Origin of the sequence: Enterobacter sp. CPE_E890 (assembly GCF_046521475.1) — a bacterium.
Lineage (GTDB): Bacteria > Pseudomonadota > Gammaproteobacteria > Enterobacterales > Enterobacteriaceae > Enterobacter > Enterobacter adelaidei.
This window is the reverse complement of sequence record NZ_JBKFZW010000001.1, coordinates 1057914-1084878: the sequence shown is the minus strand read 5'-3', so window position 1 is coordinate 1084878 and position 26965 is coordinate 1057914. Positions and strand designations below refer to the sequence as shown.

The 26965-nt window shown below is 54.2% G+C and carries 28 protein-coding genes; 17 read left to right on the top strand and 11 right to left on the bottom strand.

Features of this window, described 5'->3' with window-relative positions; all coding sequences use genetic code 11:
* Positions 1-143 precede the first annotated feature (143 nt).
* The 8 genes from ACLHV9_RS05245 (at position 144) to ACLHV9_RS05210 (ending at position 9019) form a co-directional block, all read left to right on the top strand.
* Positions 144-722, top strand: a complete 579-nt coding sequence (locus tag ACLHV9_RS05245; protein ID WP_028017643.1) for a lipoprotein — start codon at positions 144-146, stop codon at positions 720-722.
* Positions 723-767: 45 nt separating this feature from the next.
* Complete coding sequence (gene ampG, locus ACLHV9_RS05240; RefSeq protein ID WP_407220219.1) at positions 768-2243, top strand: muropeptide MFS transporter AmpG; 1476 nt, start codon at positions 768-770, stop codon at positions 2241-2243.
* A gap of 478 nt (positions 2244-2721) precedes the next feature.
* Positions 2722-3669: a cytochrome o ubiquinol oxidase subunit II gene (gene cyoA, locus ACLHV9_RS05235; RefSeq protein ID WP_049007496.1), complete on the top strand. Its 948-nt coding sequence runs from the start codon at positions 2722-2724 to the stop codon at positions 3667-3669.
* Positions 3670-3685: 16 nt separating this feature from the next.
* The gene (gene cyoB / locus ACLHV9_RS05230; protein WP_028017646.1) at positions 3686-5677 is read left to right on the top strand and encodes a cytochrome o ubiquinol oxidase subunit I; all 1992 of its coding nucleotides are present in this window, start codon (positions 3686-3688) and stop codon (positions 5675-5677) included.
* On the top strand, positions 5667-6281 hold the full coding sequence (locus ACLHV9_RS05225; protein ID WP_028017647.1) for a cytochrome o ubiquinol oxidase subunit III: 615 nt from the start codon (positions 5667-5669) through the stop codon (positions 6279-6281). Before cyoB ends, ACLHV9_RS05225 begins: the two co-directional genes overlap by 11 nt.
* Complete coding sequence (locus ACLHV9_RS05220; RefSeq protein ID WP_028017648.1) at positions 6281-6607, top strand: cytochrome o ubiquinol oxidase subunit IV; 327 nt, start codon at positions 6281-6283, stop codon at positions 6605-6607. The genes ACLHV9_RS05225 and ACLHV9_RS05220 overlap by 1 nt, the downstream gene beginning before the upstream one ends.
* Before the next feature lie 11 nt (positions 6608-6618).
* Positions 6619-7506: a heme o synthase gene (gene cyoE / locus ACLHV9_RS05215; RefSeq protein WP_028017649.1), complete on the top strand. Its 888-nt coding sequence runs from the start codon at positions 6619-6621 to the stop codon at positions 7504-7506.
* 151 nt (positions 7507-7657) lie between these two features.
* A complete protein-coding gene (locus ACLHV9_RS05210) occupies positions 7658-9019 on the top strand; it encodes an MFS transporter (protein WP_108090700.1) in 1362 nt (453 codons plus the stop codon).
* A gap of 32 nt (positions 9020-9051) precedes the next feature.
* Here the strand turns inward: ACLHV9_RS05210 and ACLHV9_RS05205 are convergent, their stop codons facing one another.
* Positions 9052-9543 carry a YajQ family cyclic di-GMP-binding protein gene (locus tag ACLHV9_RS05205; protein WP_028017651.1) on the bottom strand — a complete coding sequence of 164 codons (492 nt, stop codon included), beginning with the start codon at positions 9541-9543 and terminating at the stop codon, positions 9052-9054.
* A gap of 121 nt (positions 9544-9664) precedes the next feature.
* Between ACLHV9_RS05205 and panE the strand changes: the two genes are divergently transcribed.
* Both panE and yajL read left to right on the top strand, forming a co-directional pair.
* Positions 9665-10576 (top strand): 2-dehydropantoate 2-reductase, encoded by a 912-nt coding sequence (gene panE / locus ACLHV9_RS05200; protein ID WP_129323818.1) that lies wholly within the window; start codon positions 9665-9667, stop codon positions 10574-10576.
* Complete coding sequence (gene yajL / locus ACLHV9_RS05195) at positions 10539-11132, top strand: protein deglycase YajL (protein ID WP_407220218.1); 594 nt, start codon at positions 10539-10541, stop codon at positions 11130-11132. The genes panE and yajL overlap by 38 nt, the downstream gene beginning before the upstream one ends.
* A 93-nt stretch (positions 11133-11225) precedes the next feature.
* Here yajL and thiI read toward each other — a convergent pair whose 3' ends face one another.
* Complete coding sequence (thiI, locus tag ACLHV9_RS05190; protein ID WP_028017654.1) at positions 11226-12674, bottom strand: tRNA uracil 4-sulfurtransferase ThiI; 1449 nt, start codon at positions 12672-12674, stop codon at positions 11226-11228.
* A 191-nt stretch (positions 12675-12865) separates the two neighbouring features.
* Between thiI and xseB the strand changes: the two genes are divergently transcribed.
* From xseB to ACLHV9_RS05165, 5 genes are all read left to right on the top strand, one after another.
* Positions 12866-13108 carry an exodeoxyribonuclease VII small subunit gene (gene xseB / locus ACLHV9_RS05185; RefSeq protein WP_008503331.1) on the top strand — a complete coding sequence of 81 codons (243 nt, stop codon included), beginning with the start codon at positions 12866-12868 and terminating at the stop codon, positions 13106-13108.
* A complete protein-coding gene (gene ispA, locus ACLHV9_RS05180; RefSeq protein ID WP_028017656.1) occupies positions 13109-14008 on the top strand; it encodes a (2E,6E)-farnesyl diphosphate synthase in 900 nt (299 codons plus the stop codon).
* Between the two features lie 24 nt (positions 14009-14032).
* On the top strand, positions 14033-15895 hold the full coding sequence (gene dxs / locus ACLHV9_RS05175) for a 1-deoxy-D-xylulose-5-phosphate synthase (protein WP_407220217.1): 1863 nt from the start codon (positions 14033-14035) through the stop codon (positions 15893-15895).
* 64 nt (positions 15896-15959) lie between these two features.
* Positions 15960-16934 carry an aldo/keto reductase gene (locus ACLHV9_RS05170; RefSeq protein ID WP_108090706.1) on the top strand — a complete coding sequence of 325 codons (975 nt, stop codon included), beginning with the start codon at positions 15960-15962 and terminating at the stop codon, positions 16932-16934.
* An 89-nt stretch (positions 16935-17023) separates the two neighbouring features.
* A complete protein-coding gene (locus tag ACLHV9_RS05165) occupies positions 17024-17155 on the top strand; it encodes a hypothetical protein (protein WP_255659901.1) in 132 nt (43 codons plus the stop codon).
* A gap of 264 nt (positions 17156-17419) precedes the next feature.
* Here the strand turns inward: ACLHV9_RS05165 and thiL are convergent, their stop codons facing one another.
* From thiL to nrdR, 5 genes are all read right to left on the bottom strand, one after another.
* Complete coding sequence (thiL, locus tag ACLHV9_RS05160; RefSeq protein ID WP_134707193.1) at positions 17420-18391, bottom strand: thiamine-phosphate kinase; 972 nt, start codon at positions 18389-18391, stop codon at positions 17420-17422.
* Positions 18392-18468: 77 nt separating this feature from the next.
* On the bottom strand, positions 18469-18888 hold the full coding sequence (nusB, locus tag ACLHV9_RS05155) for a transcription antitermination factor NusB (protein ID WP_006809908.1): 420 nt from the start codon (positions 18886-18888) through the stop codon (positions 18469-18471).
* A gap of 21 nt (positions 18889-18909) precedes the next feature.
* Positions 18910-19380: a 6,7-dimethyl-8-ribityllumazine synthase gene (gene ribE / locus ACLHV9_RS05150; protein WP_006176874.1), complete on the bottom strand. Its 471-nt coding sequence runs from the start codon at positions 19378-19380 to the stop codon at positions 18910-18912.
* An 87-nt stretch (positions 19381-19467) separates the two neighbouring features.
* Positions 19468-20571, bottom strand: coding sequence for a bifunctional diaminohydroxyphosphoribosylaminopyrimidine deaminase/5-amino-6-(5-phosphoribosylamino)uracil reductase RibD (ribD, locus tag ACLHV9_RS05145; RefSeq protein WP_407220216.1), 1104 nt, complete (start codon positions 20569-20571; stop codon positions 19468-19470).
* Between the two features lie 4 nt (positions 20572-20575).
* Positions 20576-21025, bottom strand: a complete 450-nt coding sequence (gene nrdR / locus ACLHV9_RS05140; RefSeq protein WP_008503337.1) for a transcriptional regulator NrdR — start codon at positions 21023-21025, stop codon at positions 20576-20578.
* Between the two features lie 151 nt (positions 21026-21176).
* Between nrdR and ACLHV9_RS05135 the strand changes: the two genes are divergently transcribed.
* Entirely contained in the window at positions 21177-21716 is a 540-nt protein-coding gene (locus tag ACLHV9_RS05135; protein ID WP_028017661.1) for a DUF3251 domain-containing protein, read from the top strand.
* Between the two features lie 267 nt (positions 21717-21983).
* A complete protein-coding gene (locus ACLHV9_RS05130) occupies positions 21984-22868 on the top strand; it encodes a nucleoside-specific channel-forming protein Tsx (protein ID WP_407220215.1) in 885 nt (294 codons plus the stop codon).
* A 46-nt stretch (positions 22869-22914) separates the two neighbouring features.
* On the opposite strand, the gene ACLHV9_RS05125 is transcribed toward ACLHV9_RS05130, so the two are convergent.
* The 4 genes from ACLHV9_RS05125 to secD all read right to left on the bottom strand — a co-directional run bounded on the left by ACLHV9_RS05125 (position 22915) and on the right by secD (position 26945).
* Positions 22915-23595 carry a helix-turn-helix transcriptional regulator gene (locus tag ACLHV9_RS05125; protein ID WP_028017663.1) on the bottom strand — a complete coding sequence of 227 codons (681 nt, stop codon included), beginning with the start codon at positions 23593-23595 and terminating at the stop codon, positions 22915-22917.
* Positions 23596-23609: 14 nt separating this feature from the next.
* A complete protein-coding gene (locus tag ACLHV9_RS05120) occupies positions 23610-23975 on the bottom strand; it encodes a VOC family protein (protein ID WP_108090709.1) in 366 nt (121 codons plus the stop codon).
* A 140-nt stretch (positions 23976-24115) separates the two neighbouring features.
* Positions 24116-25087 carry a protein translocase subunit SecF gene (gene secF / locus ACLHV9_RS05115; RefSeq protein WP_028017665.1) on the bottom strand — a complete coding sequence of 324 codons (972 nt, stop codon included), beginning with the start codon at positions 25085-25087 and terminating at the stop codon, positions 24116-24118.
* 10 nt (positions 25088-25097) lie between these two features.
* Entirely contained in the window at positions 25098-26945 is a 1848-nt protein-coding gene (secD, locus tag ACLHV9_RS05110; RefSeq protein ID WP_407220214.1) for a protein translocase subunit SecD, read from the bottom strand.
* Positions 26946-26965 lie beyond the last annotated feature (20 nt).

Below are 26965 nucleotides of genomic sequence, written 5' to 3'. Positions count from 1 at the left end.
ACGAGGTGAAAAAGGGTGCAAAGGTCAGTTTTCAGACAAGGCGATGAATTTACATGCGTTGACCACTTCCCCTGACCGTTGGCGATGTTATGATGGCGGCAATTTTTCTCTCTATATGCTTACGATTCGTTGAGAACCTGAAAATGTTAAAAAAACTCTTCTTTCCGTTGGTAGCCCTTTTTATGCTGGCAGGCTGTGCGACTCCGCCTACCACCATTGATGTCTCACCAAAAATTACCCTGCCTCAGCAGGACCCAAGCCTGATGGGTGTTACCGTGAGTATTAACGGTGCCGATCAGCGTCAGGATCAAGCGCTGGCAAAAGTGACCCGCGATAACCAGCAGGTAACGCTGACCGCATCCCGCGACCTGCGCTTCCTGCTGCAGGAAGTGCTGGAAAAACAGATGACTTCTCGTGGCTATATGGTTGGCCCAAGCGGTGCGGTAGATCTGCAGATCATCGTGAACAACCTTTATGCTGATGTTTCTCAGGGTAACGTTCGCTACAACATCGCCACCAAAGCGGATATCGCCATCATTGCCACCGCGAAGAATGGCAACAAGATGACCAAGAACTATCGCGCGAGCTACTCTGTAGAAGGCGCGTTCCAGGCATCGAATAAAAATATTGCTGATGCGGTTAACAGCGTGCTGACGGATACCATTTCCGACATGGCGCAGGACACCAGCATTCACGACTTCATCAAGCAGAACGCGCGTTAATCCTGCTGACTGACCCGGTTTTTAGCCGGGTCAGTTTTTAAGAACATGTCCAGTCATTACTTACGCATTTTCCAGCAACCGAAATCAGCGATTCTGCTGATCCTTGGCTTTGCCTCCGGTTTACCTCTCGCGCTCACTTCAGGCACCTTGCAGGCATGGATGACCGTCGAGAATATCGATCTCAAAACTATTGGCTTCTTCTCACTCGTCGGCCAGGCGTATGTCTTTAAGTTCCTGTGGTCGCCGGTGATGGATCGCTACACCCCACCGTTTCTCGGCCGCCGTCGCGGCTGGCTGGTTATGACGCAGGTGCTGCTGCTGCTGGCCATTGCCGCCATGGGCTTCCTGGAACCGTCAACTCAACTTCGCTGGATGGCCGCCCTTGCGGTGGTGATCGCCTTCTGTTCCGCGTCCCAGGATATTGTGTTTGATGCCTGGAAGACGGACGTGTTGCCTGCTGAAGAACGTGGAGCTGGTGCGGCCATCAGCGTGCTGGGCTATCGCCTTGGCATGCTGGTTTCCGGTGGGCTGGCATTGTGGCTGGCCGACCGCTACCTTGGTTGGCAAGGCATGTACTGGCTGATGGCCGCCCTGCTGATCCCGTGTATTATTGCCACCCTGTTCGCCCCCGAACCGAGTGATGTCATCCCGGTTCCCCGCTCTCTGGAACAGGCCGTCGCCGAACCATTACGCGATTTCTTTGGCCGCAACAACGCCTGGCTGATCCTGTTGCTTATCGTCCTTTATAAGCTGGGCGATGCCTTTGCGATGAGCCTGACCACCACCTTCCTCATTCGTGGTGTGGGTTTTGATGCGGGTGAAGTGGGCGTGGTGAATAAAACGCTGGGGCTGTTTGCGACCATTGTCGGGGCACTTTATGGCGGCGTGTTGATGCAGCGCCTGACGCTGTTCCGCGCGCTACTGATCTTTGGCATCCTGCAAGGCGCATCCAACGCAGGCTACTGGCTGTTGTCAATTACCGACAAACATATGATCAGCATGGCCGCAGCGGTGTTCTTTGAAAATCTCTGCGGCGGAATGGGGACCGCGGCATTTGTCGCCCTGCTGATGACCCTGTGCAACAAGTCATTTTCCGCCACGCAGTTCGCACTGCTCTCGGCGCTCTCTGCCGTTGGCCGCGTGTACGTTGGGCCAATTGCCGGCTGGTTTGTAGAAGCCCACGGTTGGCCAACGTTTTATCTCTTCTCCGTGGTGGCTGCCGTGCCGGGTATTTTATTGTTGCTGGTCTGTCGCCAGACGCTGGAATACACCCAACGGACGGAACACTTTATGCCGCGCACTGAATATCACCGCGCTTACCGTTTCGCGTTACGTCTGTTAATGGCGGGTTGCTTCGCGCTGGTGCTCTGGCTTGTGGTGCTCATTATTAATGCCAGCACCTCTATGGCACTTCCCCTTGTAACCCTTCTGCTGGATACCGGAGCCCTACTGGCTGTCGCCGGGATCCTGATTGGGGGTCTGCTCGATTTCATGGCTCTGCGTAAAACGCAGATGACCTGAAGAGAAATGCGAAAGGTTATTTCCCGTTGTAATCACTAAACGAAATTATAACGGTGAAATAGCCGCCAACCGCTGAAAAAAATAATTGTTGTTTTGTGCGGGATAAAATTTGGAAATTATTGGAGCCTGCTCCAAAACACTATTTTTCATTAACCGATTCAGCATCAGATAGTTTGATTTTTCGTTTTTTATATGTCTCTTTATTGATAATTAATTGTTAATTTTTTGTTTATTTTCAACAATGGTTATACCAATTGCCCCTTTTAGGGTATGCTTGGGGGTCCTTTCGTTATAAAGCCCTTGCCATGCGGCTTCGGTCATAAAAACCGACATAATTTGCAACACTTGTGACACGTGCGGCAGAACCCGGTAACACCTTCCTGACACAGTCCTAATGATGTTTACAGTAATGTAACCTTCCCGTAAAATGCCCGCACACTTTAAACGCCACCAGACTCCGTGGAATTGAGGTCGTTAAATGAGACTCGGGAAATACAATAAAAGTTTGGGATGGTTGTCATTATTCGCGGGCACTGTATTACTCAGTGGCTGCGATTCTGCACTACTAGACCCCAAAGGGCAGATTGGACTGGAACAACGTTCACTGATATTGACGGCTTTTGGCCTGATGTTGATTGTGGTTATTCCTGCCGTTTTGATGGCTGTTGGTTTCGCCTGGAAGTATCGTGCGAGCAATAAAGATGCGAAGTATAGTCCTAACTGGTCACACTCCAATAAAGTGGAAGCTGTGGTCTGGACAGTGCCTATTCTGATCATCCTGTTCCTTGCTGTGCTGACCTGGAAAACCACTCACTCCCTCGAACCTAGCAAACCGCTGGTTCATGATGAAAAACCGATTACCATCGAAGTGGTCTCCATGGACTGGAAATGGTTCTTCATCTATCCGGAACAGGGCATTGCTACCGTGAATGAAATCGCCTTCCCGGCGAACACTCCGGTTCAGTTCAAAGTGACCTCCAACTCCGTAATGAACTCCTTCTTCATCCCGCGTCTGGGTAGCCAGATTTACGCGATGGCCGGTATGCAGACTAACCTGCACCTGATTGCCAATGAAGCAGGCACCTATGATGGTATCTCCGCCAGCTATAGCGGTCCGGGCTTCTCAGGTATGAAGTTCAAAGCTATTGCGACGCCAGACCGTGCCGCTTTCGACCAGTGGGTTGAAAAAGCGAAACAGTCTCAAAACACCATGTCTGACATGGCGGCGTTCGATAAAGTGGCTGCACCTAGCGAATACAACAAGGTGGAGTACTTCTCTAACGTGAAACCTGATTTGTTCAAAGACGTTATTGGCAAATTTATGGATCACGGTAAGAGCATGAACATGTCCCAGCCAGAAGGCGAGCACAGCGCGCACGAAGGTATGGAAGGCATGGACATGAGCCACGCGGAAACCGCTCACTAAGGGGCCGAGGAAGAAAATGTTCGGAAAATTGACACTGGATGCAGTGCCATACCATGAACCCATTATCGTGGTTACGGTGGCTGCAATTATCATTGGTGGTGCGGCTTTACTGGCCTTAATCACTTACTTCGGTAAGTGGAGCTACCTGTGGAATGAGTGGCTGACTTCGGTTGACCACAAAAAACTCGGTATCATGTACTGCATCGTCGGTATCGTCATGTTAATTCGTGGCTTTGCGGATGCGATCATGATGCGTAGCCAGCAGGTGCTTGCCTCTGCGGGTGAAGCGGGCTTCCTGCCGCCTCACCACTACGATCAGATCTTTACCGCCCACGGCGTTATCATGATCTTCTTCGTGGCGATGCCGCTGGTTATCGGTCTGATGAACGTTGTCGTTCCGCTGCAAATCGGCGCGCGCGACGTTGCATTCCCGTTCCTGAACAACCTGAGCTTCTGGTTCACGGTTGTTGGCGTAATCCTGGTTAACCTGTCACTGGGCGTGGGCGAGTTCGCTCAGACCGGCTGGCTGGCTTATCCACCGCTTTCGGGAATTGAATACAGTCCTGGCGTAGGTGTTGACTACTGGATTTGGGCGATTCAGCTCTCCGGTATCGGTACAACCCTGACCGGTATTAACTTCTTCGTGACCATTATCAAGATGCGTGCCCCTGGCATGACGATGTTCAAGATGCCAGTATTTACCTGGGCATCTCTGTGCGCCAACATCCTGATTATTGCCTCCTTCCCAATTCTGACCGTCACCGTCGCGCTGCTGACCCTGGACCGCTACCTGGGCACCCATTTCTTTACCAACGATATGGGTGGCAACATGATGATGTACATCAACCTGATTTGGGCCTGGGGTCACCCGGAAGTGTACATTCTGGTTCTGCCTGTCTTCGGTGTGTTCTCCGAAATCGCAGCGACCTTCTCACGTAAGCGCCTGTTTGGTTACACCTCTCTGGTGTGGGCAACCGTGTGTATTACCGTGCTGTCGTTCATCGTTTGGCTGCACCACTTCTTCACCATGGGTGCAGGCGCGAACGTAAACGCCTTCTTCGGTATCACCACCATGATTATCGCCATCCCGACCGGGGTGAAGATCTTCAACTGGCTGTTCACCATGTATCAGGGCCGCATCGTGTTCCACTCAGCAATGCTGTGGACCATCGGCTTCATCGTGACCTTCTCCGTGGGTGGGATGACCGGCGTACTGCTGGCGGTACCGGGTGCTGACTTCGTACTGCACAACAGCCTGTTCCTGATTGCGCACTTCCATAACGTTATTATCGGTGGTGTGGTCTTCGGTTGCTTCGCTGGCGTCACTTACTGGTGGCCAAAAGCGTTCGGCTTCACGCTGAACGAGACCTGGGGCAAACGTGCGTTCTGGCTGTGGATCATCGGCTTCTTCGTAGCGTTCATGCCGCTGTATGTGCTGGGCTTCATGGGTATGACCCGTCGCCTGAGCCAGCAGATTGACCCTCAGTTCCACCCAATGCTGGTTGTTGCAGCCTGTGGTGCGGCGCTGATTGCACTGGGTATCGCATGCCAGCTGATTCAGTTCTACGTTTCTATTCGCGACCGCGATCAGAACCGTGACCTGACCGGTGACCCATGGGGTGGCCGTACGCTGGAGTGGGCGACCTCTTCTCCACCTCCGTTCTATAACTTTGCCATCGTGCCACACGTTCACGAACGTGACGCATTCTGGGAAATGAAAGAAAAAGGTGAAGCGTACAAGCAACCTGCTCATTACGAAGAGATCCATATGCCGAAAAACAGCGGCGCGGGCATTGTGATTGCCGCTTTCGCAACGGTGTTTGGTTTCGCAATGATCTGGCACATCTGGTGGTTGGCGATTGCGAGCTTCGCTGGCGTCATCATTAGCTGGATTGTGAAGAGCTTTGACGAGGACGTGGACTACTACGTACCAGTCCGTGAAGTCGAAAAACTGGAAAACCAGCATTTCGACGAGATTTCTAAAGCGGGGCTGAAAAATGGCAACTGATACTCTGGCGCACTCAACTGCCCACGCGCATGAACATGCGCACCACGATACAGGACCGACCAAAGTCTTCGGTTTCTGGATCTACCTGATGAGCGACTGCATTCTGTTCTGCTGTCTGTTCGCGACCTATGCCGTTCTCGTGAACGGCACAGCGGGCGGCCCGACTGGCAAGGACATCTTTGAACTGCCTTTCGTTCTGGTTGAAACCGCACTGCTGTTATTCAGCTCTATCACCTACGGCATGGCGGCTATCGCCATGTATAAAAACAACAAGAGCCAGGTTGTCTCCTGGCTGGCGTTGACCTGGTTGTTTGGTGCTGGATTCATCGGGATGGAAATCTATGAATTCCATCACCTGATTATGGAAGGTTTCGGGCCTGATCGTAGTGGCTTCCTGTCCGCGTTCTTCGCGCTGGTCGGTACTCACGGTCTGCACGTAACCTCAGGCCTGATCTGGATGGCGGTACTGATGTTCCAGGTATCCCGTCGCGGCCTGACCAGCACTAACCGTACCCGTATCATGTGCCTGAGCCTGTTCTGGCACTTCCTGGACGTGGTATGGATCTGTGTGTTCTCTGTTGTTTATCTGATGGGGGCGATGTAATGAGTCATTCAACCGATCATGGCGCTTCCCACGGTAGCGTAAAAACCTACATGACAGGTTTTATCCTGTCGATCATCCTGACGGTGATCCCGTTCTGGATGGTGATGAGCGGTTCTGCTTCTCACGCGGCGATTCTGGGCACCGTCCTGGTTACCGCAGTGGTTCAGATTCTGGTGCATCTGGTTTGCTTCCTGCACATGAACACCAAGTCCGATGAAGGCTGGAACATGACGGCCTTCGTCTTTACCGTGATTATCATCGCTATCCTGGTAGTCGGTTCCATCTGGATTATGTGGAACCTCAACTACAACATGATGGTTCACTAAGAGCGGCGAGTATGTTTAAGCAATACCTGCAAGTAACGAAACCAGGCATCATCTTTGGCAACCTGATCTCCGTGATCGGAGGGTTCCTGCTAGCCTCTAAAGGTAGCATTGATTACACCCTCTTTATCTACACGCTGGTCGGTGTGTCACTGGTTGTTGCGTCCGGTTGTGTATTTAACAACTACATCGACATGGATATCGACAAGAAGATGGAAAGGACCAAAAATCGGGTGCTGGTGAAAGGCCTGATCGCCCCTTCCGTCTCGCTGGTGTACGCCACCTTGCTGGGTATTGCTGGCTTTATGCTGCTGTGGTTTGGTGCTAACCCACTGGCCTGCTGGCTGGGGGTGATGGGGTTCGTGGTATATGTGGGCGTCTACAGCCTGTATATGAAACGCCACTCCGTCTACGGCACGCTGATTGGTTCTCTCTCCGGCGCTGCGCCGCCGGTGATTGGCTACTGCGCGGTCACGAACGAGTTCGACAGCGGTGCAGCTATCCTGCTGGCTATCTTTAGCCTGTGGCAGATGCCGCACTCCTATGCCATCGCGATTTTCCGCTTTAAGGATTATCAGGCAGCGAACATCCCGGTTCTGCCGGTCGTGAAAGGCATCTCCGTTGCCAAGAACCACATCACGCTGTACATCATCGCTTTTGCCGTGGCAACGCTGATGCTCTCTCTGGGCGGCTACGCTGGATACAAATATCTGGCAGTAGCGGCCGCAGTGAGCGTCTGGTGGCTCGGTATGGCGCTGCGCGGTTACAAAGTGGAAGATGACAAAGTCTGGGCGCGCAAACTGTTTGTGTTCTCGATTGTGGCCATCACCTCGCTGTCCGTGATGATGTCCGTAGACTTCATGGTGCCTGAATCACACAACCTGCTGACTTACGTCTGGTAAGCCACAACAGGTGAATAAAGGGGTGCTTCGGCACCCCTTTTTTTATTCACTGAATCTATTAATAACGCATGTAATATTTGTTAAATAACCCTTTATTTACCCCGCCCCTTCCCCGCACTACACTATGGCCTGCTTTTGAACTGAGGTGGTAATGAACGATTATAAAATGACGCCAGGCGAGCTACGCGCGACCTGGGGCTTAGGGACTGTCTTCTCGCTACGGATGCTTGGCATGTTTATGGTCCTGCCTGTTCTGACCACGTACGGTATGGCGCTGCAGGGAGCCAGCGAGGCGCTGATTGGACTTGCAATCGGTATCTACGGTCTGGCGCAGGCGGTATTCCAGATCCCGTTTGGGCTGCTCTCTGACCGGGTTGGACGAAAACCGCTGATTGTCGGTGGTCTGCTTATTTTTGTTCTCGGGAGCGTCATTGCCGCCCTCTCCCACTCCATATGGGGCATTATTCTTGGCCGGGCCTTGCAGGGTTCCGGTGCGATAGCTGCTGCGGTGATGGCACTGCTGTCAGATTTAACCCGCGAGCAAAACCGCACCAAGGCCATGGCGTTTATCGGCGTAAGCTTTGGCGTCACCTTTGCGATTGCGATGGTGCTCGGCCCCATTATTACCCATGCACTCGGCCTGCACGCCCTGTTCTGGATGATTGCCGTGCTGGCGACAATCGGTATCGCCTTAACACTATGGGTGGTGCCAGACAGCAAAAACCACGTTCTCAACCGTGAATCTGGAATGGTAAAAGGCTGCTTCAGCAAAGTGATTGTCGAGCCTCGCCTGCTCAAGCTCAATTTTGGCATTATGTGCCTGCATATCCTGCTGATGTCGACCTTTGTCGCCCTGCCAGGCCAGCTTGCCGCGGCGGGCTTCCCGGCCGCTGAGCACTGGAAAATCTATCTGGTCACGATGCTGATTTCGTTTGTCTCCGTCGTACCGTTCATCATCTACGCCGAAGTGAAGCGCAAGATGAAGCGCGTCTTCGTGGGCTGCGTGGCGGTACTGCTGATTGCCGAGATTGTACTCTGGGGCTCCGGCCCGCACTTCTGGGAACTGGTAGCGGGTGTGCAACTCTTCTTCCTGGCGTTTAACCTGATGGAAGCGTTGCTGCCGTCGCTTATCAGTAAAGAATCGCCTGCGGGTTACAAAGGCACGGCGATGGGTATTTACTCCACCAGCCAGTTTATCGGCGTGGCAATTGGCGGTTCGCTTGGCGGCTGGGTGGATGGTCTGTTTGACTCACAAACCGTATTCCTTGCAGGCGCGCTGCTGGCCACTGTCTGGCTGCTGGTCGCCAGCACTATGAAAGAGCCGCGCTACGTCAGCAGTCTGCGAGTAGAAATCCCTGATGATGTTGAGATCAACGACGCGCTAAAACAGCGTCTTGAAACCACGGAGGGGGTAAGTGAAGTGCTGATCGCCCCGGAAGAGCGTAGTGCCTATGTCAAAATAGACAGTAAGGTAACTAACCGCTTTGAAGTCGAGCAGGCACTCAAAGCCTGAAAAAATGCCCGGTCTGACCGGGCATTTTCGTCTTAATCGCGGAAGTTTTTAAACTGGAACGGTTGCCCCAGATCGCCGCCACGCACCAGCGCCATTACGGACTGCAAATCATCACGGGATTTGCCGGTTACACGAATTTCTTCGCCCTGGATCTGCGCCTGCACTTTCAGCTTGCTGTCTTTGATGAGCTTAACGATCTTCTTCTGCACCGCGCTCTCAATGCCCTGCTTCAGTTTGGCTTCGACAAACCAGTTTTTACCGCTGTGCACAAACTCTTCCGGCACATCCAGAGATGTCCCTTCAATGCCGCGCTTTAACAGCTTGGCACGCAGAATGTCGAGCAGCTGATTTACCTGGAAATCAGACTCGCTCAGCACCTTAATGGTCTTATTTGCATCGTTCAGCTCAAACGTTGCCTCAACGCCACGAAAATCGAAACGTGACTCAACTTCGCGGGTTGCGTTCTCTACGCCGTTGCGAACTTCCTGGATATCAACTTCGGAAACAATATCGAAAGATGGCATCTTTTCTTCTCCCTTCACTTTTGTTGCGTTGCATAATACCCGCTACGAGGCATAACTCAACAGAAGCTTAGCTGTATAATTAAGCTGTAACACCTGGCGCAGTTGCAGGTGAGGAGGAACAATGAAAATTACAGTGCTCGGATGCGGAGCGCTTGGTCAGCTGTGGCTGACCGCGCTGTGCAAGCACGGACATGAGGTTCAGGGCTGGCTGCGCGTGCCCCAGCCCTATTGCAGTGTAAACCTGATTAGTGAAGACGGAAGCATCTTTAACGAATCTCTTACTGCTAACGATCCTGACTTCCTGGCGCAAAGTGACCTTTTACTGGTGACGCTCAAGGCATGGCAGGTTTCAGACGCCGTAAAAGCACTGGCCGCTCAACTCCCCCCCACATCCCCTGTTCTGCTGCTGCATAACGGCATGGGGACACTTGATGAGCTCAAAAGCATCCCGCAGCCGCTGCTGATGGCGACGACCACGCACGCTGCACGTCGCGACGGCAATATCATCGTACATGTCGCCAGTGGGGTGACGCATATCGGCCCTGCCAGGGCACAGGATGGCGACTTCAGTTATCTGGCAGACGTACTGCAGAAGGTATTGCCGGACGTGGCCTGGCATAACAATATCCGTCCTCAGCTGTGGCGCAAGCTGGCCGTAAACTGCGTGATTAACCCGCTCACGGCGCTGTGGGATTGCCCTAACGGCGAGCTAAAAAACCATCCGCAAGACGTCGCCGTCCTATGTGCGGAAGTCGCGGAGGTCATTGAGCGGGAAGGCTTGCATACCTCGGCAGAGGATTTACGCTATTATGTCGAACAGGTTATTGATAGTACTGCAGAAAATATCTCCTCGATGTTGCAGGATGTTCGGGCATTACGCCACACTGAAATCGACTACATTACCGGCTATCTGCTAAAACGCGCCCGCGCACACGGTATTGCGGTGCCGGAAAACGCCCGTCTGTATGACCTGGTTAAACGTAAGGAGAGTGAATATGAGCGCGTCGGCACTGGTCTGCCTCGCTCCTGGTAGCGAAGAGACAGAAGCGGTCACCACCATTGATTTGATGGTGCGCGGCGGTATTAAGGTGACAACCGCCAGCGTCGCCAGCGACGGTAATCTGGCAATCACCTGCTCACGCGGGGTAAAAATCCTCGCGGACGCCCCGCTGGTGCAGGTGGCCGATGGGGAATACGACATCATCGTCCTGCCTGGTGGCCTGAAGGGCGCAGAGTGCTTTCGCGACAGCCCGTTGCTGGTCGAAACCGTGCGCCAGTTTCATTTATCCGGCCGTATCGTCGCGGCAATCTGTGCCGCCGCCGGAACGGTTCTGATTCCGCATGATATTTTCCCCATCGGCAATATGACCGGTTTCCCGGGGCTTAAGGATACGATCCCGGAAGACCACTGGGTGGATAAACGCGTCGTCTGGGACCCGCGCGTCAACCTGCTGACCAGCCAGGGGCCCGGTACCGCAATTGATTTTGGCTTAAAGATTATTGACCTGCTGGTCGGGCGTGAGAAGGCGTACGAAGTAGCGTCATCGCTGGTGATACCGGCGGGGATTTATAACTACTATGAAGAGTAGTGCATAAAAAAGCCGGGTGGCGGCTACGCCTTACCCGGCCTACAAATGCACGGTACCGTAGGCCCGGTAAGCGAAGCGCCACCGGGCGAGAAACTACGGGCGATACACCTTCACATTCGCAAAGCCCTGCTCGCGCAGATACAGCGCCTGCAGACGGCTCATCACCCCACGCTCACACCACAGCAGGTAGGTTTTGCTCTGGTCGAGGTCGCCAAATTTGGTGCTCAGCTTGTAGAACGGCAGAGAAACCACTTCGACGCCTTCAACCTGCAGCGGCTTGTCATCCTGCTCATCAATGGAGCGAATATCCAGAATTGCATCGTTAGCGCCGAAACCGCTCACGGTTTCAACTTCTACGACTTCCTGCTCGGTCTGCTGGGCAATCTCGCGGATATCAATGTTGGACGCTTCCGCCACCACTTTTTCCAGGATGCTAAAATCGAAGTTCTCTTCTTCCGCTTCGATCTTCGCCTTAACCGCTTTCACCGTTGGGCTTTTTGAGATCACGCCGCAGTATTCCGGCATGGTACGGGCAAAATCTTCAGTACCGATTTCGCGTGCCAGATCGATGATGTGCTCTTTATCGTGGGAGATCAGCGGACGCAGGATCAGCGTATCAGACACGTTGTCGATAAGACGCAGGTTGGTCAGCGTCTGGCTGGAGACCTGGCCAAGCGCTTCACCGGTAACCAGCGCCTGCACGCCGTAGCGCTCAGCCACTTTGGATGCTGCACGCACCATCATACGCTTCAGCACCACGCCCATCTGACCGTCGTCGACTTTCTCAAGGATTTCGCCGACCACAGGTTCGAAGTTAATCGCGACGAAACGCACCCGGTGAGAGCTGCCAAAGCGGTTCCACAGATAATGCGCAACCTGACGAACGCCGATTTCATGCGCCGCACCGCCCAGGTTGAAGAAGCAGTAGTGCACGCGGCAGCCGCGACGCATCAGCATATAGCTGGAGACGCCGGAATCGAAGCCGCCGGAGATCAGTGACAATACATCTTCCTGAGTACCGATTGGGAAACCGCCGATACCTTCGTAACGACCTTTCACCAGCAGCAGACGATCGTTTTCGATCTCCAGGTTAACGGTTACGTCCGGGTTGGTCAGACGCACGCGCGCAGACTCGACGTGCTGGTTCAGACCGCCGCCAACGTAACGTTCCACTTCAATGGAGCTGAATTCGTGCTTGCCGCGACGCTTCACGCGCACGCAAAAGGTTTTGCCTTCGATCTGGTCGCGGTACTGCACCAGCGCTTTTTCGAAGATGTCATGCAGGGAGGTGAAAGGAACATCTTCCACTTCCAGAATATGGTGGATGCCCGGAATACGGGTCAGCGCGTCGCGGATATCCTGACGCTTGTTTTCGTCTTTCGCGCGGACTTCAACGTGGTCCCAGTGGCGCACCACGGCAAGGGTTTCGTCGTAGTGCTTTAATACGTTACGAATGTTCCCGGTGAGGATTTTAATAAAGCGCAAACGCACAGATTGGCTTTTGATGGTGATTTCAGGGAACAATTTAATGATAAACTTCATGGCGGCAATGTTTCTTAGGCAAGCTTATAAGGCTTGTAATGGAAAAATACAGCAGCCCCTATAACCGAAGGCTGCTTCCAGGCGCGCAAGTATACCACCATCGCGCCGCTCCTGTGCACATTGCGCGTTATTTGATAATTGCCCTGAGTCCGTTACCATGTCGGGGCTGAGAATATAAGAGTCAATTCACTATGCCGAAGAAGAACGACGCACCGGCCAGTTTCGAGACTGCGCTGAGTGAACTGGAGCAAATCGTTACCCGTCTTGAGAGCGGCGATCTCCCGCTGGAAGAGGCACTCAACGAATTCGAGCGTGGCGTGCAACTGGCACGTCAGGGGCAGGTCAAACTGCAGCAGGCCGAACAGCGTGTGCAGATCCTGCTGTCCGATAGCGAAGATGCTAAAACCACGCCTTTTACACCGGACGCCGAGTAAATGGATTTTGCCAACGAGCTTCAGGCATGCGTCGCGCGTGCCAACGATGCGCTGCGCCGTTTTATCGAGCCACAGCCTTTTCAGAACACTCCACTGGTTGAAGCCATGCACTATGGCGCACTCTTGGGTGGAAAGCGCCTACGCCCATTCCTGGTCTATGCCACAGGCAATATGTTTGGTATCAGCGAAAACACGCTGGACGCCCCAGCAGCTGCCGTTGAGTGTATCCATGCCTACTCACTGATCCACGATGATTTACCGGCAATGGACGATGACGACTTACGTCGGGGTCAGCCCACCTGCCATATCAAGTTTGGCGAAGCAAATGCCATTCTGGCGGGAGATGCCCTGCAAACGCTGGCATTTTCGATTCTGAGCGATGCACCGATGGCTGAAGTGGCCGATCGCGACCGCCTGGCAATGATCTCCGAACTGGCCATGGCCAGCGGCGTGGCCGGTATGTGCGGGGGGCAGGCACTGGATCTGGACGCCGAAGGACGTCAGGTTAATCTGGAACAGCTGGAGCGTATTCATCGCCATAAAACCGGGGCATTGATTCGTTCCGCCGTTCGCCTGGGCGCGCTGAGCGCGGGTGAGCAAGGGCGCAAAGCCCTGCCGATTCTGGACAGATACGCAGAAAGTATCGGTCTGGCATTCCAGGTTCAGGATGACATTCTGGATGTGGTGGGCGATACTGCAACATTGGGTAAACGTCAGGGTGCGGACCAGCAGCTTGGCAAAAGTACCTACCCCGCCCTGCTGGGTCTTGAGCAAGCCCAACGTAAAGCCCGGGATCTGATAGAGGATGCCCGCCAGTCGCTGAATCAACTGGCCGCGCAATCACTGGATACTTCGGCACTGGAAGCGCTAGCGGACTATATAATCCAGCGTGATAAATAAACACACTATCTCGATGAGCCTTTGATGAGTTTTGATATTGCCAAATACCCGACACTGGCGTTAGTTGACTCCACCCAGGAGCTACGTCTGTTGCCGAAAGAGAGCCTGCCGAAGCTGTGCGACGAGCTGCGTCGTTACCTGCTCGACAGCGTAAGCCGCTCCAGCGGCCATTTCGCCTCCGGGCTTGGCACGGTTGAGCTGACCGTGGCGCTACACTATGTCTATAACACGCCGTTCGATCAGCTCATCTGGGACGTGGGTCACCAGGCCTATCCGCACAAAATTCTGACCGGGCGTCGCGATAAAATTGGCACCATTCGTCAGAAAGGCGGCCTGCATCCATTCCCGTGGCGCGGTGAAAGCGAGTATGACGTGCTGAGCGTCGGCCACTCCTCCACTTCAATTTCCGCGGGTATCGGGATTGCCGTCGCTGCCGAAAAAGAGAACAAGCAGCGCCGCACCGTCTGCGTGATTGGCGACGGGGCCATCACTGCCGGTATGGCCTTTGAGGCCATGAACCACGCGGGTGATATCAAGCCGGACATGCTGGTTATTCTTAACGATAACGAAATGTCGATTTCTGAGAACGTCGGCGCGTTGAACAACCATCTGGCCCAGTTGCTCTCGGGTAAGCTTTACTCCTCGCTGCGTGAAGGCGGGAAAAAAGTCTTCTCCGGCGTACCGCCGATCAAAGAGCTGCTCAAGCGTACCGAAGAACACATCAAAGGCATGGTTGTACCGGGTACCCTGTTTGAAGAGCTGGGCTTTAACTATATTGGCCCGGTTGACGGACACGACGTGCTGGGGCTGGTGTCGACGCTCAAGAACATGCGGGATCTTAAAGGCCCGCAGTTCCTGCACATCATGACCAAAAAAGGGCGTGGCTACGAGCCAGCGGAAAAAGATCCGATCACCTTCCACGCGGTACCGAAATTCGACCCGTCCAGCGGCTGTCTGCCAAAAAGCAGCGGCGGCATGCCGAGCTATTCAAAAATCTTCGGCGACTGGCTGTGCGAAACCGCGGCAAAAGACAACAAGCTGATGGCGATCACCCCGGCCATGCGTGAAGGCTCCGGCATGGTGGAGTTCTCCAGAAAATACCCTGACCAGTATTTTGACGTTGCCATTGCCGAGCAGCACGCGGTGACGTTTGCAGCGGGCCTGGCGATTGGCGGCTACAAACCGGTTGTCGCGATCTACTCCACCTTCCTGCAGCGCGCTTACGATCAGGTGATCCATGACGTTGCCATTCAGAAGCTGCCTGTGCTGTTTGCTATCGATCGTGCGGGCATCGTCGGTGCGGACGGACAGACACACCAGGGGGCTTTTGACCTGTCGTTCCTGCGCTGTATCCCGGATATGGTCATCATGACGCCATCCGACGAGAACGAATGTCGTCAGATGCTGTTTACCGGCTACCACTATCAGGACGGCCCAAGCGCGGTTCGCTACCCACGCGGTAATGCGGTAGGCGTTGAGCTGCAACCGCTGGAGAAGCTGGCGATAGGTAAAGGTCTGGTGAAGCGTCGCGGTGACAAAGTGGCGATCCTGAACTTCGGCACATTGATGCCAGAGGCCGCGAAAGTGGCTGAAACGCTGAATGCCACTCTGGTGGATATGCGCTTTGTGAAACCGCTCGATGAATCCCTGATCCTGAACATGGCGGAAACCCATGACGTGCTGGTGACGCTGGAAGAAAACGCCATCATGGGCGGCGCGGGCAGCGGCGTGAACGAAGTGCTGATGGCGAATCGTAAAGCCGTTCCGGTGCTGAACCTCGGTCTGCCGGATCACTTCATTCCGCAAGGTACTCAGGACGAAGCCCGCACGGCGATTGGCCTGGATGCTGCAGGTATCGAAGCAAAAATCCGCTCCTGGCTGGGCTGATCCCTCCCCCTGTTCTGCTCCTGCTATGCTTAATCGTATTGTTTAAAACAGCAGGAGTGGAACCATGCAATACACAACATTAGGAAAAACAGACCTTAAGGTTTCCCGACTTTGCCTGGGGTGCATGACCTTTGGCGAGCCTGACCGGGGTAATCATGCCTGGACGCTGCCGGAAGAGAGTAGCCGACCTATCATCAAACACGCCATCGAAGGGGGCATTAACTTCTTTGACACCGCCAACAGCTACTCCGACGGCAGCAGTGAGGAGATTGTCGGCCGTGCCCTGCGTGATTTTGCCCGTCGGGAAGAAATTGTGGTCGCCACCAAGGTGTATTACCCGGTGGGCGATCTGGCTCAGGGCCTTTCTCGCACGCAGATCCTGCGTTCTATTGATGACAGTCTCAGACGCCTGAACATGGATTATGTCGATCTGCTGCAAATTCACCGCTGGGATTACAACACGCCGATCGAGGAGACGCTTGAAGCGCTCAACGACGTGGTGAAAGCGGGTAAAGCACGCTACATCGGCGCCTCATCAATGCACGCGTCGCAGTTTGCACAGGCGCTCGATCTCCAGGCACAGCATGGCTGGGCGCGCTTCGTCACCATGCAGGATCACTACAATCTGATCTATCGCGAAGAAGAACGTGAAATGCTGCCGCTGTGCCATCAGGAGGGCGTGGCGGTGATCCCGTGGAGCCCGCTGGCGCGCGGTCGCCTGACCCGTCCGTGGGGGGAAACCACGGCCCGCATGGTATCGGATGAAGTGGGAAAAAATCTGTATGAAGGCACAGAGGCCAGCGATGCGTTGATTGCTGAACGTTTAGCCGGGATTGCTGACGAAACCGGTGCAACCCGGGCCCAGGTGGCGCTGGCGTGGCTGCTGGGTAAACGCGGGGTTGCGGCACCGATTATTGGAACATCGCGGGAAGAACAGCTTGATGAACTGCTGAATGCGGTGGACATCACGCTGACGCCGGAGCATATTGCCGAGCTGGAGACGCCATATCAACAGCATCCGGTGGTGGGGTTTAAGTAAGCCCTCACCCTGACCCTCTCCCGGTGGGGTGAGGAATCCCCAGTAATTTTTTTTAACCGGAAGCGATGAATATTGCTTCAGGAAAATTAATGGCTTACAGCGATGTCTGGTCCGGCTGTAAATCGCCGAAGCGTTTCCGTAAGGCCGGGGCGAGGCGCAGGGATGCGCCGAGAGGGCGTGGCCTGCAGGGATGCAGGCTCATGCCCGACCCGATAGCCTGAAGGAATAAGCTGAGGGTACCGCGAAGCGGCGATTTACCGCCGGGAGCCCGGGTCGCCAGGGTGGCGGCGATTGAGCCGCCCTGGCACGTTCACAGGTCATGCTGTTACAGAGTAGCAATGAACATAAAGTGAACGGAATGACCACCAGAGCCGTATGCTCCCCCTCACCCCAGCCCTCTCCCTCAAGGGAGAGGGGGGTCGTCCGTGCTGGTATTATTTTGTGGGGATCCCTCAGCCCGGTGGGAGAGGGGGAAAAAAGCAAACTTACGCGAAGTGATCGTATCCTTTCCAGTCCAGCGTAATGGGCGTACCGTCTCTCACAAACTTCAGCCCTTCGCTCTCCGGCATGATCTGCCCGATGCAGGTAAATTTCGCGCCGAGATGCGCTAACGCCACGTCCAGCGTTCCACGGTTGAGCTCAGGCACCGTGAAGCACAGCTCGTAATCTTCTCCACCGGAGAGCGCCCAGCGCAGCGCCTGCTCAGGATCCACATGGCGAAGCAGTGGCTCTGACAGCGGGAAGAGATCCAGGTCAACACGCGCACCCACGCCGCTGGCCTTCAGAATATGACCGAGATCTGAGATCAGCCCGTCAGAGAGATCGATAGCCGAACTTGCCCGCTCGCGCAGCGCCTGACCGTGCAGAATACGCGGTGTTGGCCGCAAATGGCGTTTCACCAGATATGCCGCGTCGTCAGCATCCTTCACGGTTAAGCGGTCCTGGAGGATCGCCAGCCCTGCGGCACTGTCACCCGGCGTACCGGTCACGTAGATCCAGTCACCGGGTTTTGCACCCGATCGTTTCAGCGCGCGACCGAGCGGCACATAGCCGTGGATTGCCAGCGTCATCGACAGCGGCCCGGCAGTGGTATCACCGCCAATCAACTGCATATCGTAATAGTTGAGCTGCTCAAACAACGCATCGCTAAAGGCTTCAAGCCAGGCTTCATCTACCTCTGGCAGCGTCAGAGCCAGCGTCAGCCACGCGGGATCGGCGCCCATTGCCGCCAGATCGCTCACGTTGACGGCCAGCGCTTTATACGCCAGATCGGCAGGATCGATATCCGGTAAAAAATGACGTCCGCACACTAAGGTGTCGGTGCTGATTGCCAGCGTCTGTTTTTCGGGAATATTGAGAAGTGCGCAGTCATCGCCAATGCCGGTTTCAACATCAAGACGAGAGGTTCTGACACGGTCGAAATAACGGGCAATCAGGGAGAATTCGCCGCATGCCATACGTTATGCCTCAGCAAATAAAAGAAAAAACCGGAGCCGCACTGCCCATCAGGCAATGCAGAACTCCGGTTTGCGGATCACTTTTTGTGGGGACGGATCGCAGGTGCTGCTTTATCAAGTACGCCGTTTACAAACTTGTGGCTGTCTTCAGCGCCGAAGGTTTTCGCCAGTTCGATCGCTTCGTTGATGGCCACTTTATACGGCACATCATCACGTTTAGACAGCTCAAACAGCGCAATGCGCAACACTGCTTTTTCAACCTGACCCAGCTCTTCGAGCAGACGGGACAGGTAGGGCTTCATCAGGCCATCGAGATACGCGCTATTAGTCGCCACTCCCGACAGCAGTTCACGGAAGTACAGAACATCGACGTCTTTTACGTCCTGTTCTGACAGGAACTGGTATTCAACATCAGCGATGTCGTTCTGGGACAACTGCCAGGAGTAAAGTGCCTGGACGGCACATTCACGGGCGCGGCGACGAGCAGCAGGTTTCACGGAATTCCCCTTACAAAAAAATCAGGCCTTGATGGCTTTCAATACATTGATCATTTCAAGCGCGGTCAGTGCAGCTTCTGCACCTTTGTTACCGGCCTTAGTGCCAGCACGTTCGATGGCTTGTTCAATACTTTCGGTAGTCAACACGCCAAACGCGACAGGAATTTCAGCATCCTGCGCAACGTGTGCCAGACCATTGCTTGCACCGCCCGCAACGTATTCGAAGTGCGCAGTGCCGCCACGAATAACGGTACCCAGAGCAATCACCGCGTCGTATTTACCGGTTTTTGCCAGCGCGCCTGCTGCCAGTGGCAGTTCGTAAGCACCTGGAACCCAAACAACGGTAATGTTGTCATCTTTAACCTGGCCGATACGTTTCAGGGCGTCAATGGCACCTTCCAGCAGGCTGTCGTTGATGAAGTTGTTGAAACGCGCAATGGTGATGGCGACGCGAGCGTCCGGGGTAGCTACAGCAGCTTCAATAATGTTCATACTCTTCCTTTACGGGTTCATTTGGCCCCGCAGGGGGGCGGATTTTATCATAATACTTTGCGTACTGCTTCCCTATTTCAGGAGCAATTACGCTGTCGTTAAATGGAGGCAGACATCCGGACCCACCGGACGAATCTCGCTAAATTTGAGTTGTGGTGCATTGGCCAGTTTTTCAAGGCCGGGCAGCACAAACAGGCCACGCGCGTCGCTACCCAACAGTTTAGGCGCAACGTAAACAATCAGCTCATCCACCAGCCCAGCCTGTAAGAGCGCACCGGCGAGCGTTGGCCCCGCTTCTACCCAGATGCTGTTTACCTGTTGTTTGCCAAGTAACATCATTAGCACCACGAGATCCAGATGCCCGTTATGCTCCGGCACCATGATGCTGCGCACGCCTTCCGGCCAGTCACGTGAATCTTCTTTAGTGCGCGCAATCCAGGTTTCACCGGGCTGCTGCACAATGCGGTGTTCAGGTGTGACGCGGTTCTGGCTATCTATGACAATACGCAGCGGCTGACGCAGGTTCTCCTGCGGGTAAAGCGCCTGGGTATCGGCATTCAGTTCGTTCCAGCGCACGGTCATGGCGGGATCGTCAGCCAGAACGGTTTCACTGCTGGTGAGGATAGCATGGCTTTGCGCACGCAGACGTTGCACATCGCGCCTTGCCTGCGGCGAGGTGATCCACTGGCTCTCACCGTTCGCCATTGCCGTGCGACCGTCCAGAGAGGCGCCCAGCTTAAGTTGGATATACGGGAACCCGGTGCGCATGCGCTTGAGGAAGCCTTTATTGATCGCTTCCGCGTCTTGCATCATCAGCCCATGGCTGACGTCAATCCCTTCCTGCTGCAGACGATACAAACCGCGGCCGGCGACCTGCGGGTTCGGGTCCTGCATTGACGCGACGACGCGTGAAACACCCGCCGCAATCAGTGCTTCACAGCACGGTGGCGTACGGCCATGATGGCTGCAGGGCTCCAGCGTGACGTAGGCCGTAGCACCGCGCGCCTTCTCACCGGCCATGCGCAACGCGTGCACCTCAGCATGCGGCTCGCCCGCGCGATAGTGAAAACCTTCGCCCACAATCTCGCCATCTTTGACGATAACGCACCCGACGTTCGGGTTAGGATGGGTGGTAAAACGCCCGCGCTGCGCCAGCTTCATGGCTCGCGCCATGTAAATCTCATCCTGCATGAGCTTAATCCTGTAAGCGGGCGATCTCTTCGCCAAACTCTTTGATATCTTCGAAACTGCGGTAGACCGAAGCGAAGCGGATATAGGCGACCTTATCGAGCTTTTTCAACTGCTCCATCACCAGGTTGCCAATCATCTTGCTTGGCACTTCACGCTCACCCAGACCACGAAGATAAGATTTAATGTGGTTTAACGCCATTTCAACGTCGTCCGCGCTGACGGGACGTTTTTCCAGGGCCTTCAGCATTCCGCTGCGCAACTTCTCTTCGTTAAACGGCTCGCGCACGTCGTTGCTTTTTACCACGCGCGGCATTACCAGCTCAGCAACCTCAAAGGTCGTGAAACGCTCGTTGCACACCAGACACTGCCGACGACGGCGCACGGAAGACCCTTCGCCCACAAGACGAGAGTCGATGACTTTGGTATCCACAGCGGAGCAGAATGGGCAATGCATACGGTATCCCTGTTATCTGGTTAACTTATTTCATTTTACCCTGATCTGGCCTGACAACAAAGGAAGAGCTTTTTGAGACAAAGGATCTATGTCTGACAGGTGGATGCTGGCTACCATAATGAGGAACCGTTATTTCAAGGAAATAAACGCAATGACAAGACGTTACCTGAAGATTTTGCTGGTGGGGAGCCTCTTCACCCTTAGCGCCTGTGCACAGCAAACCGAAGTTCGCCAGATGAAACAAAGCGTCAATACGCTCAATACGGCAATGGATAAGCTGAATAAAGAAACGGTGAAGATCACCCAACAAAACGCGCTGAACGCAAAATCCAGCAGCGGGGTGTATCTGCTGCCTGGTGCCAATACGCCTGCGCGGCTCAACAGCCAGATTGGCACGCTGAAAATGTCACTGGTGAACGTTGCGGCGAATGCAGATGGTACTCGCGCAACATTACGCATCCAGGGTGAATCCAACGATCCCCTTCCGGCCTTCACTGGCACCGTCGAGTGGGGCCAGATCCAGGGCACTACCGAAAGCTACCAGGAAGTGAATGTGAAGAACCAACTATTCACCGCCCCCGCGAGTATACTGGCGCCCAGCGATGTTGATATCCCGCTTCAGCTGAGTGGACTCACGCCAGACCAGTTAGGTTTTATCCGCATCCACGATATCCAGCCCGCCGCGCAGTAACCCCTCCTTCAGCGGAGTGCAATGTCACTCCGCTAACATTTACATTTCGTATGGATTGGCAACATAAATGATTGTCGCTACAATCCCGGCCGTTTAAAGTACGCAAACGTGAACGCAATCGATTACGCGTGTGAGAGATATGTGAAACAACACATATTTTTGTGAGCAGGGATTCCTATAATAGGCACCGCAGAAACACGAAATATTTAGAAACGCAATTCGCGCATTTTTCACTCCCGGAAGGGAATTTCAATCAGTGGCATGATTATGAAAAAAACATTACTTGCAGCCGGCACCGTGCTGGCACTTTCCTCCTCTTTCACTGTTAACGCAGCGGAAAACGATAAACCACAATATCTCTCCGACTGGTGGCACCAGAGCATTAACGTCGTCGGCAGCTACCACACCCGTTTCGGACCACAGATCCGCAACGATACCTACCTGGAGTACGAAGCATTCGCCAAGAAAGACTGGTTTGATTTCTACGGTTACGTGGATCTGCCGGTGTTCTTCGGTGGTAATACCGATGCGAAAGGTATCTGGAACAACGGTTCCCCGCTGTTCATGGAAATCGAACCGCGCTTCTCCATCGACAAACTGACCGGCACCGATCTGAGCTTCGGTCCGTTCAAAGAGTGGTACATCGCGAACAACTACATCTATGACATGGGTCGCAACGATTCTCAGGAACAAAGCACCTGGTATATGGGTCTGGGTACCGACATCGACACTGGCCTGCCGATGAGCCTGTCCATGAACATTTACGCGAAATACCAGTGGCAGAACTACGGTGCGTCCAACGAAAACGAGTGGGATGGCTACCGTTTCAAAGTGAAATACTTTGTACCGCTGACGCAGCTGTGGGGCGGTAACCTGAGCTACATCGGTTTCACTAACTTCGACTGGGGTTCAGATCTGGGTGACGATAACTTCTATGACAACAACGGGAAGCACGCTCGTACCAGCAACTCTATCGCTTCCAGCCACATCCTGGCTCTGAACTACGATCACTGGCACTACTCCGTTGTTGCTCGTTACTGGCACAACGGTGGCCAGTGGAACGACGATGCCAGCCTGAACTTCGGTAAAGGTGACTTCAGCGTTCGTTCTACCGGTTGGGGTGGTTACCTGGTCGTGGGTTACAACTTCTAATCTTGTGGTAGCTGCCGGACAAAAAGCCAGCTCACGAGCTGGCTTTTTACTGCTTAACCTTCCGCAAAAAATCCGCCAGAGACCTGTCTGCACTCTCGCTAAACCGCCTTTCCGTAGTCACAATATTGAGACACCTGTCGAGCCGGAAACAGCGGTAGTCATCGCGCCGTTCACACCAGGCCGCCAGCAGCCAGCGCTCCCCCCAGAAGAACAATCCCAACGGCTGAACCTCACGCTGTGAGAGCTGTCCGGCTTCATCACGGTAATGCAGCGCCAGCACGCGCTGGGCGGAAATTGCCTGATGAATCATGTCAAAATCGCTGCGGGAGTGGCTTTGCATGCAAAAATCCGGGGCGTAGATCCGCGTCTGCTCCGCCTTTCGACGACTCTCCTCAGGCAGAATCGCTAACACCTTCTCCTGAGCCGACTCCAGTTCGCGCGACAGCGATTCTCCTCCCCAGGTTTTGAGCAGGCGAATCGCCACCATCAGCGCCTCTGACTCCTTGTTTGTCAGCATCAGCGGCGGTAAATCAAAACCCGACATCAGCCGATAGCCGCTTCCCGCCTCGCCCTCCACCGGCACGCCGGAAAGTGACAAGTCGCGAATATCGCGGTAGACCGTCCGCTCAGACACGCCAAGCCTGTCCGCCAGATGCGCTGCCGTTGTCAGACGCCTGCCCCGAAGGATCTGCACAATCTGAAACAAACGGTCAGCGCGTCGGGTCATATCTTCGTTAACTCTCAGGCAGGTTGATGGAGACCGACGCGATTACCTTCACTGTCGGTAAACAATGCGATAGTGCCAATGCCACGAGGTAATTCCAGTGGGCCGAATACACACTCACCGCCTGCGGTAACGATACGATCGAGCGTGGCAGGCAGATTGTCAGTATGCAGGTAGATAATAGCGCCTTCGTGAGACGGCACAATGCCCTCAAATTTTGCCAGCGCTCCGCCGGTACCCGGATCCTCATGCGGGAAAACGGCCAGCTCAGCGCAGTCCATTTTCTCGCGTTTTAACGAAACCTGCATCACTGGCTCATAAAAAGTAATCGCGCGATCCATATCCGTGACCGGGATTTCAAACCAGTTAATTACACTTTTCATACATCCTCCTGACTGTTTGTTTGGGTTCGAAAAGAGTCTACGACAGGGCTCCTGACAGCATACTGTCAGGAGTGTTTGTCAGGAGCAGATAAAAAAAATCCCGGTCATCAGACCGGGATTTCGATAACGCGATAAACGTCTTACGGCAGAATTGACGGCTGATCCGCCCCTTCTTTCTCGACTTTCTGCTGGAGCAAGTGCTCGCGCTTCATGCCGAGTTTCAGTGCCAGTGCGGATGCGACGTAAATAGAAGACGCCGTACCGATAGTCACACCGATAAGCATGGTCAGCGAGAAGCCTTCCAGCACCGGACCACCGAAGAGATACAGCATCAGGATAACCATCAAGGTGGTACCGGATGTGATCAAGGTACGGTGCAGCGTCTGGGTCAACGACACGTTAAAGATTTCGTACGGCGTACCGCGACGGATCTTACGGAAGTTTTCACGAATACGGTCAGATACCACGATACTGTCGTTCAGTGAGTAACCGATAACGGACATCAGCGATGCCACGATCGTCAGGTCAATCTCAATGTGGAACAAAGACAGTACGCCCATGGTGATCACCACGTCGTGCGCCAGCGCGATAACCACACCTGCCGCCAGTCGCCACTCGAAGCGGAAACCAACGTAAATCAGGATGGAGATCAGCGCCACCATCAGCGCCATTGCACCGGTTTGGGCAAGGTCTGCACCCACGCTTGGGCCGACAAACTCAATACGCTTAACCGTCGCATTCTGGCTGGTTGTTTCGTTAATCACGCTAACAACCTTGCTACCCAGCTCCTGGCTGCCGTTGGCATCGTGTACCGGAGGCATACGCACCATGATATCGCGGCTGCTGCCGAAGTTTTGCAGCAGCGGCTCTTCAAAGCCCGCTTTCTGCAGCGATTCGCGCATCTGGTCCATATCAATCGGTTTTTCCAGGGAAATTTCAATTACCGTACCGCCGGTAAAATCGAGACCCCAGTTAAACCCTTTCACACCCATAATGACGATGGACAGAATCAGCAGAAAACCTGAAATGCCGAAGGCCCAGTAGTCCCAGCGCATAAAGTCCCAGACTTTACGGCCGTGGTTTAATTGTTCAACAGTATATTCCTGTGCCACAACGCACTCCTCAGATAGACAGCTTTTTGACGCGCTTGCCGCCGTACAGCAGGTTCACGATGGCACGGGTGCCGACAATAGCGGTAAACATCGACGTTGCAACACCGATACCGGTAGTAATCGCAAAGCCTTTGATCGCGCCAGTACCCACTGCATACAGGATAAGAACCTTAATCAGTGTTGTTACGTTCGCATCGAAGATGGAGCTGAACGCGCCTTTATAGCCTTCTTCAATCGCCTGCTGCACAGAGCGACCGTTTCTCAACTCTTCTTTGATACGTTCGTTGATCAGTACGTTGGCGTCGACCGCCACCGCAAGGGTCAGAACGATACCCGCAATACCCGGCATGGTCAGCGTCGCACCCGGCAGCAGGGACATGATGCCGATGATCAGCACCAGGTTAGCCAGCAGCGCGGACGTCGCAATAAGACCAAACTTCTTATAGAAGAAGATCATGAACAGGATAGAGACCACCAGACCGGCCAGACACGCTTCCAGACCCTGCTGGATGTTTTGCATACCCAGAGTAGGACCAATGGTACGTTCTTCAACAATCTGAATTGGTGCAATCAGCGCACCGGCACGCAGCAGCAGGGAGAGCTGACGCGCTTCGTTCGGGTTGCTGATACCTGTGATGCGGAAGCTGTTACCCAGACGAGACTGGATATTGGCGATGTTAATCACCTCTTCCTCTTTCACCAGCACTGCACGGCCATTGGCATCTTTCTTACCGCTGTCTTTGTACTCCACGAACAGGGTCGCCATCGGTTTACCGATGTTGTCCTTGGTGAAGTTAGACATGATGTTACCACCCGCGCTATCCAGCGAGATGTTAACCTGCGGCTGGTTGTATTCGTCCTGGCTGGAAGTGGAGTCAGTGATGTGGTCACCGGTCAGGATCACGCGTTTGTACAGCACAACAGGCTGACCTTCGCGGGTCTGTTTCACTTCGGAGTCACCCGGAATACGGCCTGCGGCGGCAGCGGACTGATCAACGTTGGAGTTAACCAGACGGAATTCCAGCGTTGCGGTCGCACCCAGAATCTCTTTCGCACGTGCGGTATCCTGGATACCCGGCAGTTCAACCACGATACGGTCAGCACCCTGGCGCTGTACCAGAGGCTCAGCCACACCCAGTTGGTTTACACGGTTACGCAGAATGTTGATGTTCTGCTGAACGGCGTATTCACGCGCTTCACTCAGACGCGCATCGGTCATCACCGCGCGCAGCTGGTTGCTGCCTGAAGAGGTGATCACCAGATCGCGGTGACGCTGAGACAGATAAGTTACAGCCTGATCGCGCGCCGCGCTGTCGCGGAACGTGATGCTCATACCGTAGTTATCTTCTTTACGTACGGTAGTGTACGCGATGCCTTTTTCACGCAGATCGCTACGCAGGCTGTCGATATTCTGTTCCTGCAGTTTACCCAGCGCGGTATCCATATCCACTTCCATCAGGAAGTGAACGCCACCACGCAGGTCAAGACCGAGTTTCATTGGCTCTGCGTTCAGTGCAGCCAGCCAACGAGGGGTTGCAGGAGCAAGGTTAAGCGCCACGACATATTTATCACCCAGCACGCCCATCAGCGCTTCACGGGCGCGGAGCTGCGTGTCGGTGGTGTCGAAGCGAGCAAGAATTGCACCCTCTTCCAGAGCCACAGACTTAGCGGTAATTTTTTCTTCTTGTAACGTTTTCTGGACCTGGATCAGCGTTTGCTCACTGGCGGCGACACCGCGCGCGCCAGTGATTTGAACAGCCGGATCCTCACCATACAGGTTGGGAAGCGCGTACAGCAGGCCGACGAGAATCACGACGACCAGCATGATGTACTTCCACAAAGGATAACGGTTTAACACGGCAGTTCCCTTTGGGAAAA

Excerpts from the sequence above, each read along its gene's own strand:
- ACLHV9_RS05245 (WP_028017643.1), top strand. The coding sequence starts at position 144 with ATGTTAAAAAAACTCTTCTTTCCGTTGGTAGCCCTTTTTATGCTGGCA.
- ampG (WP_407220219.1), top strand. The coding sequence starts at position 768 with ATGTCCAGTCATTACTTACGCATTTTCCAGCAACCGAAATCAGCGATT.
- cyoA (WP_049007496.1), top strand. The coding sequence starts at position 2,722 with ATGAGACTCGGGAAATACAATAAAAGTTTGGGATGGTTGTCATTATTC.
- cyoB (WP_028017646.1), top strand. The coding sequence starts at position 3,686 with ATGTTCGGAAAATTGACACTGGATGCAGTGCCATACCATGAACCCATT.
- ACLHV9_RS05225 (WP_028017647.1), top strand. The coding sequence starts at position 5,667 with ATGGCAACTGATACTCTGGCGCACTCAACTGCCCACGCGCATGAACAT.
- ACLHV9_RS05220 (WP_028017648.1), top strand. The coding sequence starts at position 6,281 with ATGAGTCATTCAACCGATCATGGCGCTTCCCACGGTAGCGTAAAAACC.
- cyoE (WP_028017649.1), top strand. The coding sequence starts at position 6,619 with ATGTTTAAGCAATACCTGCAAGTAACGAAACCAGGCATCATCTTTGGC.
- ACLHV9_RS05210 (WP_108090700.1), top strand. The coding sequence starts at position 7,658 with ATGAACGATTATAAAATGACGCCAGGCGAGCTACGCGCGACCTGGGGC.
- ACLHV9_RS05205 (WP_028017651.1), bottom strand. The coding sequence starts at position 9,543 with ATGCCATCTTTCGATATTGTTTCCGAAGTTGATATCCAGGAAGTTCGC.
- panE (WP_129323818.1), top strand. The coding sequence starts at position 9,665 with ATGAAAATTACAGTGCTCGGATGCGGAGCGCTTGGTCAGCTGTGGCTG.
- yajL (WP_407220218.1), top strand. The coding sequence starts at position 10,539 with ATGAGCGCGTCGGCACTGGTCTGCCTCGCTCCTGGTAGCGAAGAGACA.
- thiI (WP_028017654.1), bottom strand. The coding sequence starts at position 12,674 with ATGAAGTTTATCATTAAATTGTTCCCTGAAATCACCATCAAAAGCCAA.
- xseB (WP_008503331.1), top strand. The coding sequence starts at position 12,866 with ATGCCGAAGAAGAACGACGCACCGGCCAGTTTCGAGACTGCGCTGAGT.
- ispA (WP_028017656.1), top strand. The coding sequence starts at position 13,109 with ATGGATTTTGCCAACGAGCTTCAGGCATGCGTCGCGCGTGCCAACGAT.
- dxs (WP_407220217.1), top strand. The coding sequence starts at position 14,033 with ATGAGTTTTGATATTGCCAAATACCCGACACTGGCGTTAGTTGACTCC.
- ACLHV9_RS05170 (WP_108090706.1), top strand. The coding sequence starts at position 15,960 with ATGCAATACACAACATTAGGAAAAACAGACCTTAAGGTTTCCCGACTT.
- ACLHV9_RS05165 (WP_255659901.1), top strand. The coding sequence starts at position 17,024 with ATGGCTTACAGCGATGTCTGGTCCGGCTGTAAATCGCCGAAGCGTTTC.
- thiL (WP_134707193.1), bottom strand. The coding sequence starts at position 18,391 with ATGGCATGCGGCGAATTCTCCCTGATTGCCCGTTATTTCGACCGTGTC.
- ribE (WP_006176874.1), bottom strand. The coding sequence starts at position 19,380 with ATGAACATTATTGAAGCTGCTGTAGCTACCCCGGACGCTCGCGTCGCC.
- ribD (WP_407220216.1), bottom strand. The coding sequence starts at position 20,571 with ATGCAGGATGAGATTTACATGGCGCGAGCCATGAAGCTGGCGCAGCGC.
- nrdR (WP_008503337.1), bottom strand. The coding sequence starts at position 21,025 with ATGCATTGCCCATTCTGCTCCGCTGTGGATACCAAAGTCATCGACTCT.
- ACLHV9_RS05135 (WP_028017661.1), top strand. The coding sequence starts at position 21,177 with ATGACAAGACGTTACCTGAAGATTTTGCTGGTGGGGAGCCTCTTCACC.
- ACLHV9_RS05130 (WP_407220215.1), top strand. The coding sequence starts at position 21,984 with ATGAAAAAAACATTACTTGCAGCCGGCACCGTGCTGGCACTTTCCTCC.
- ACLHV9_RS05125 (WP_028017663.1), bottom strand. The coding sequence starts at position 23,595 with ATGACCCGACGCGCTGACCGTTTGTTTCAGATTGTGCAGATCCTTCGG.
- ACLHV9_RS05120 (WP_108090709.1), bottom strand. The coding sequence starts at position 23,975 with ATGAAAAGTGTAATTAACTGGTTTGAAATCCCGGTCACGGATATGGAT.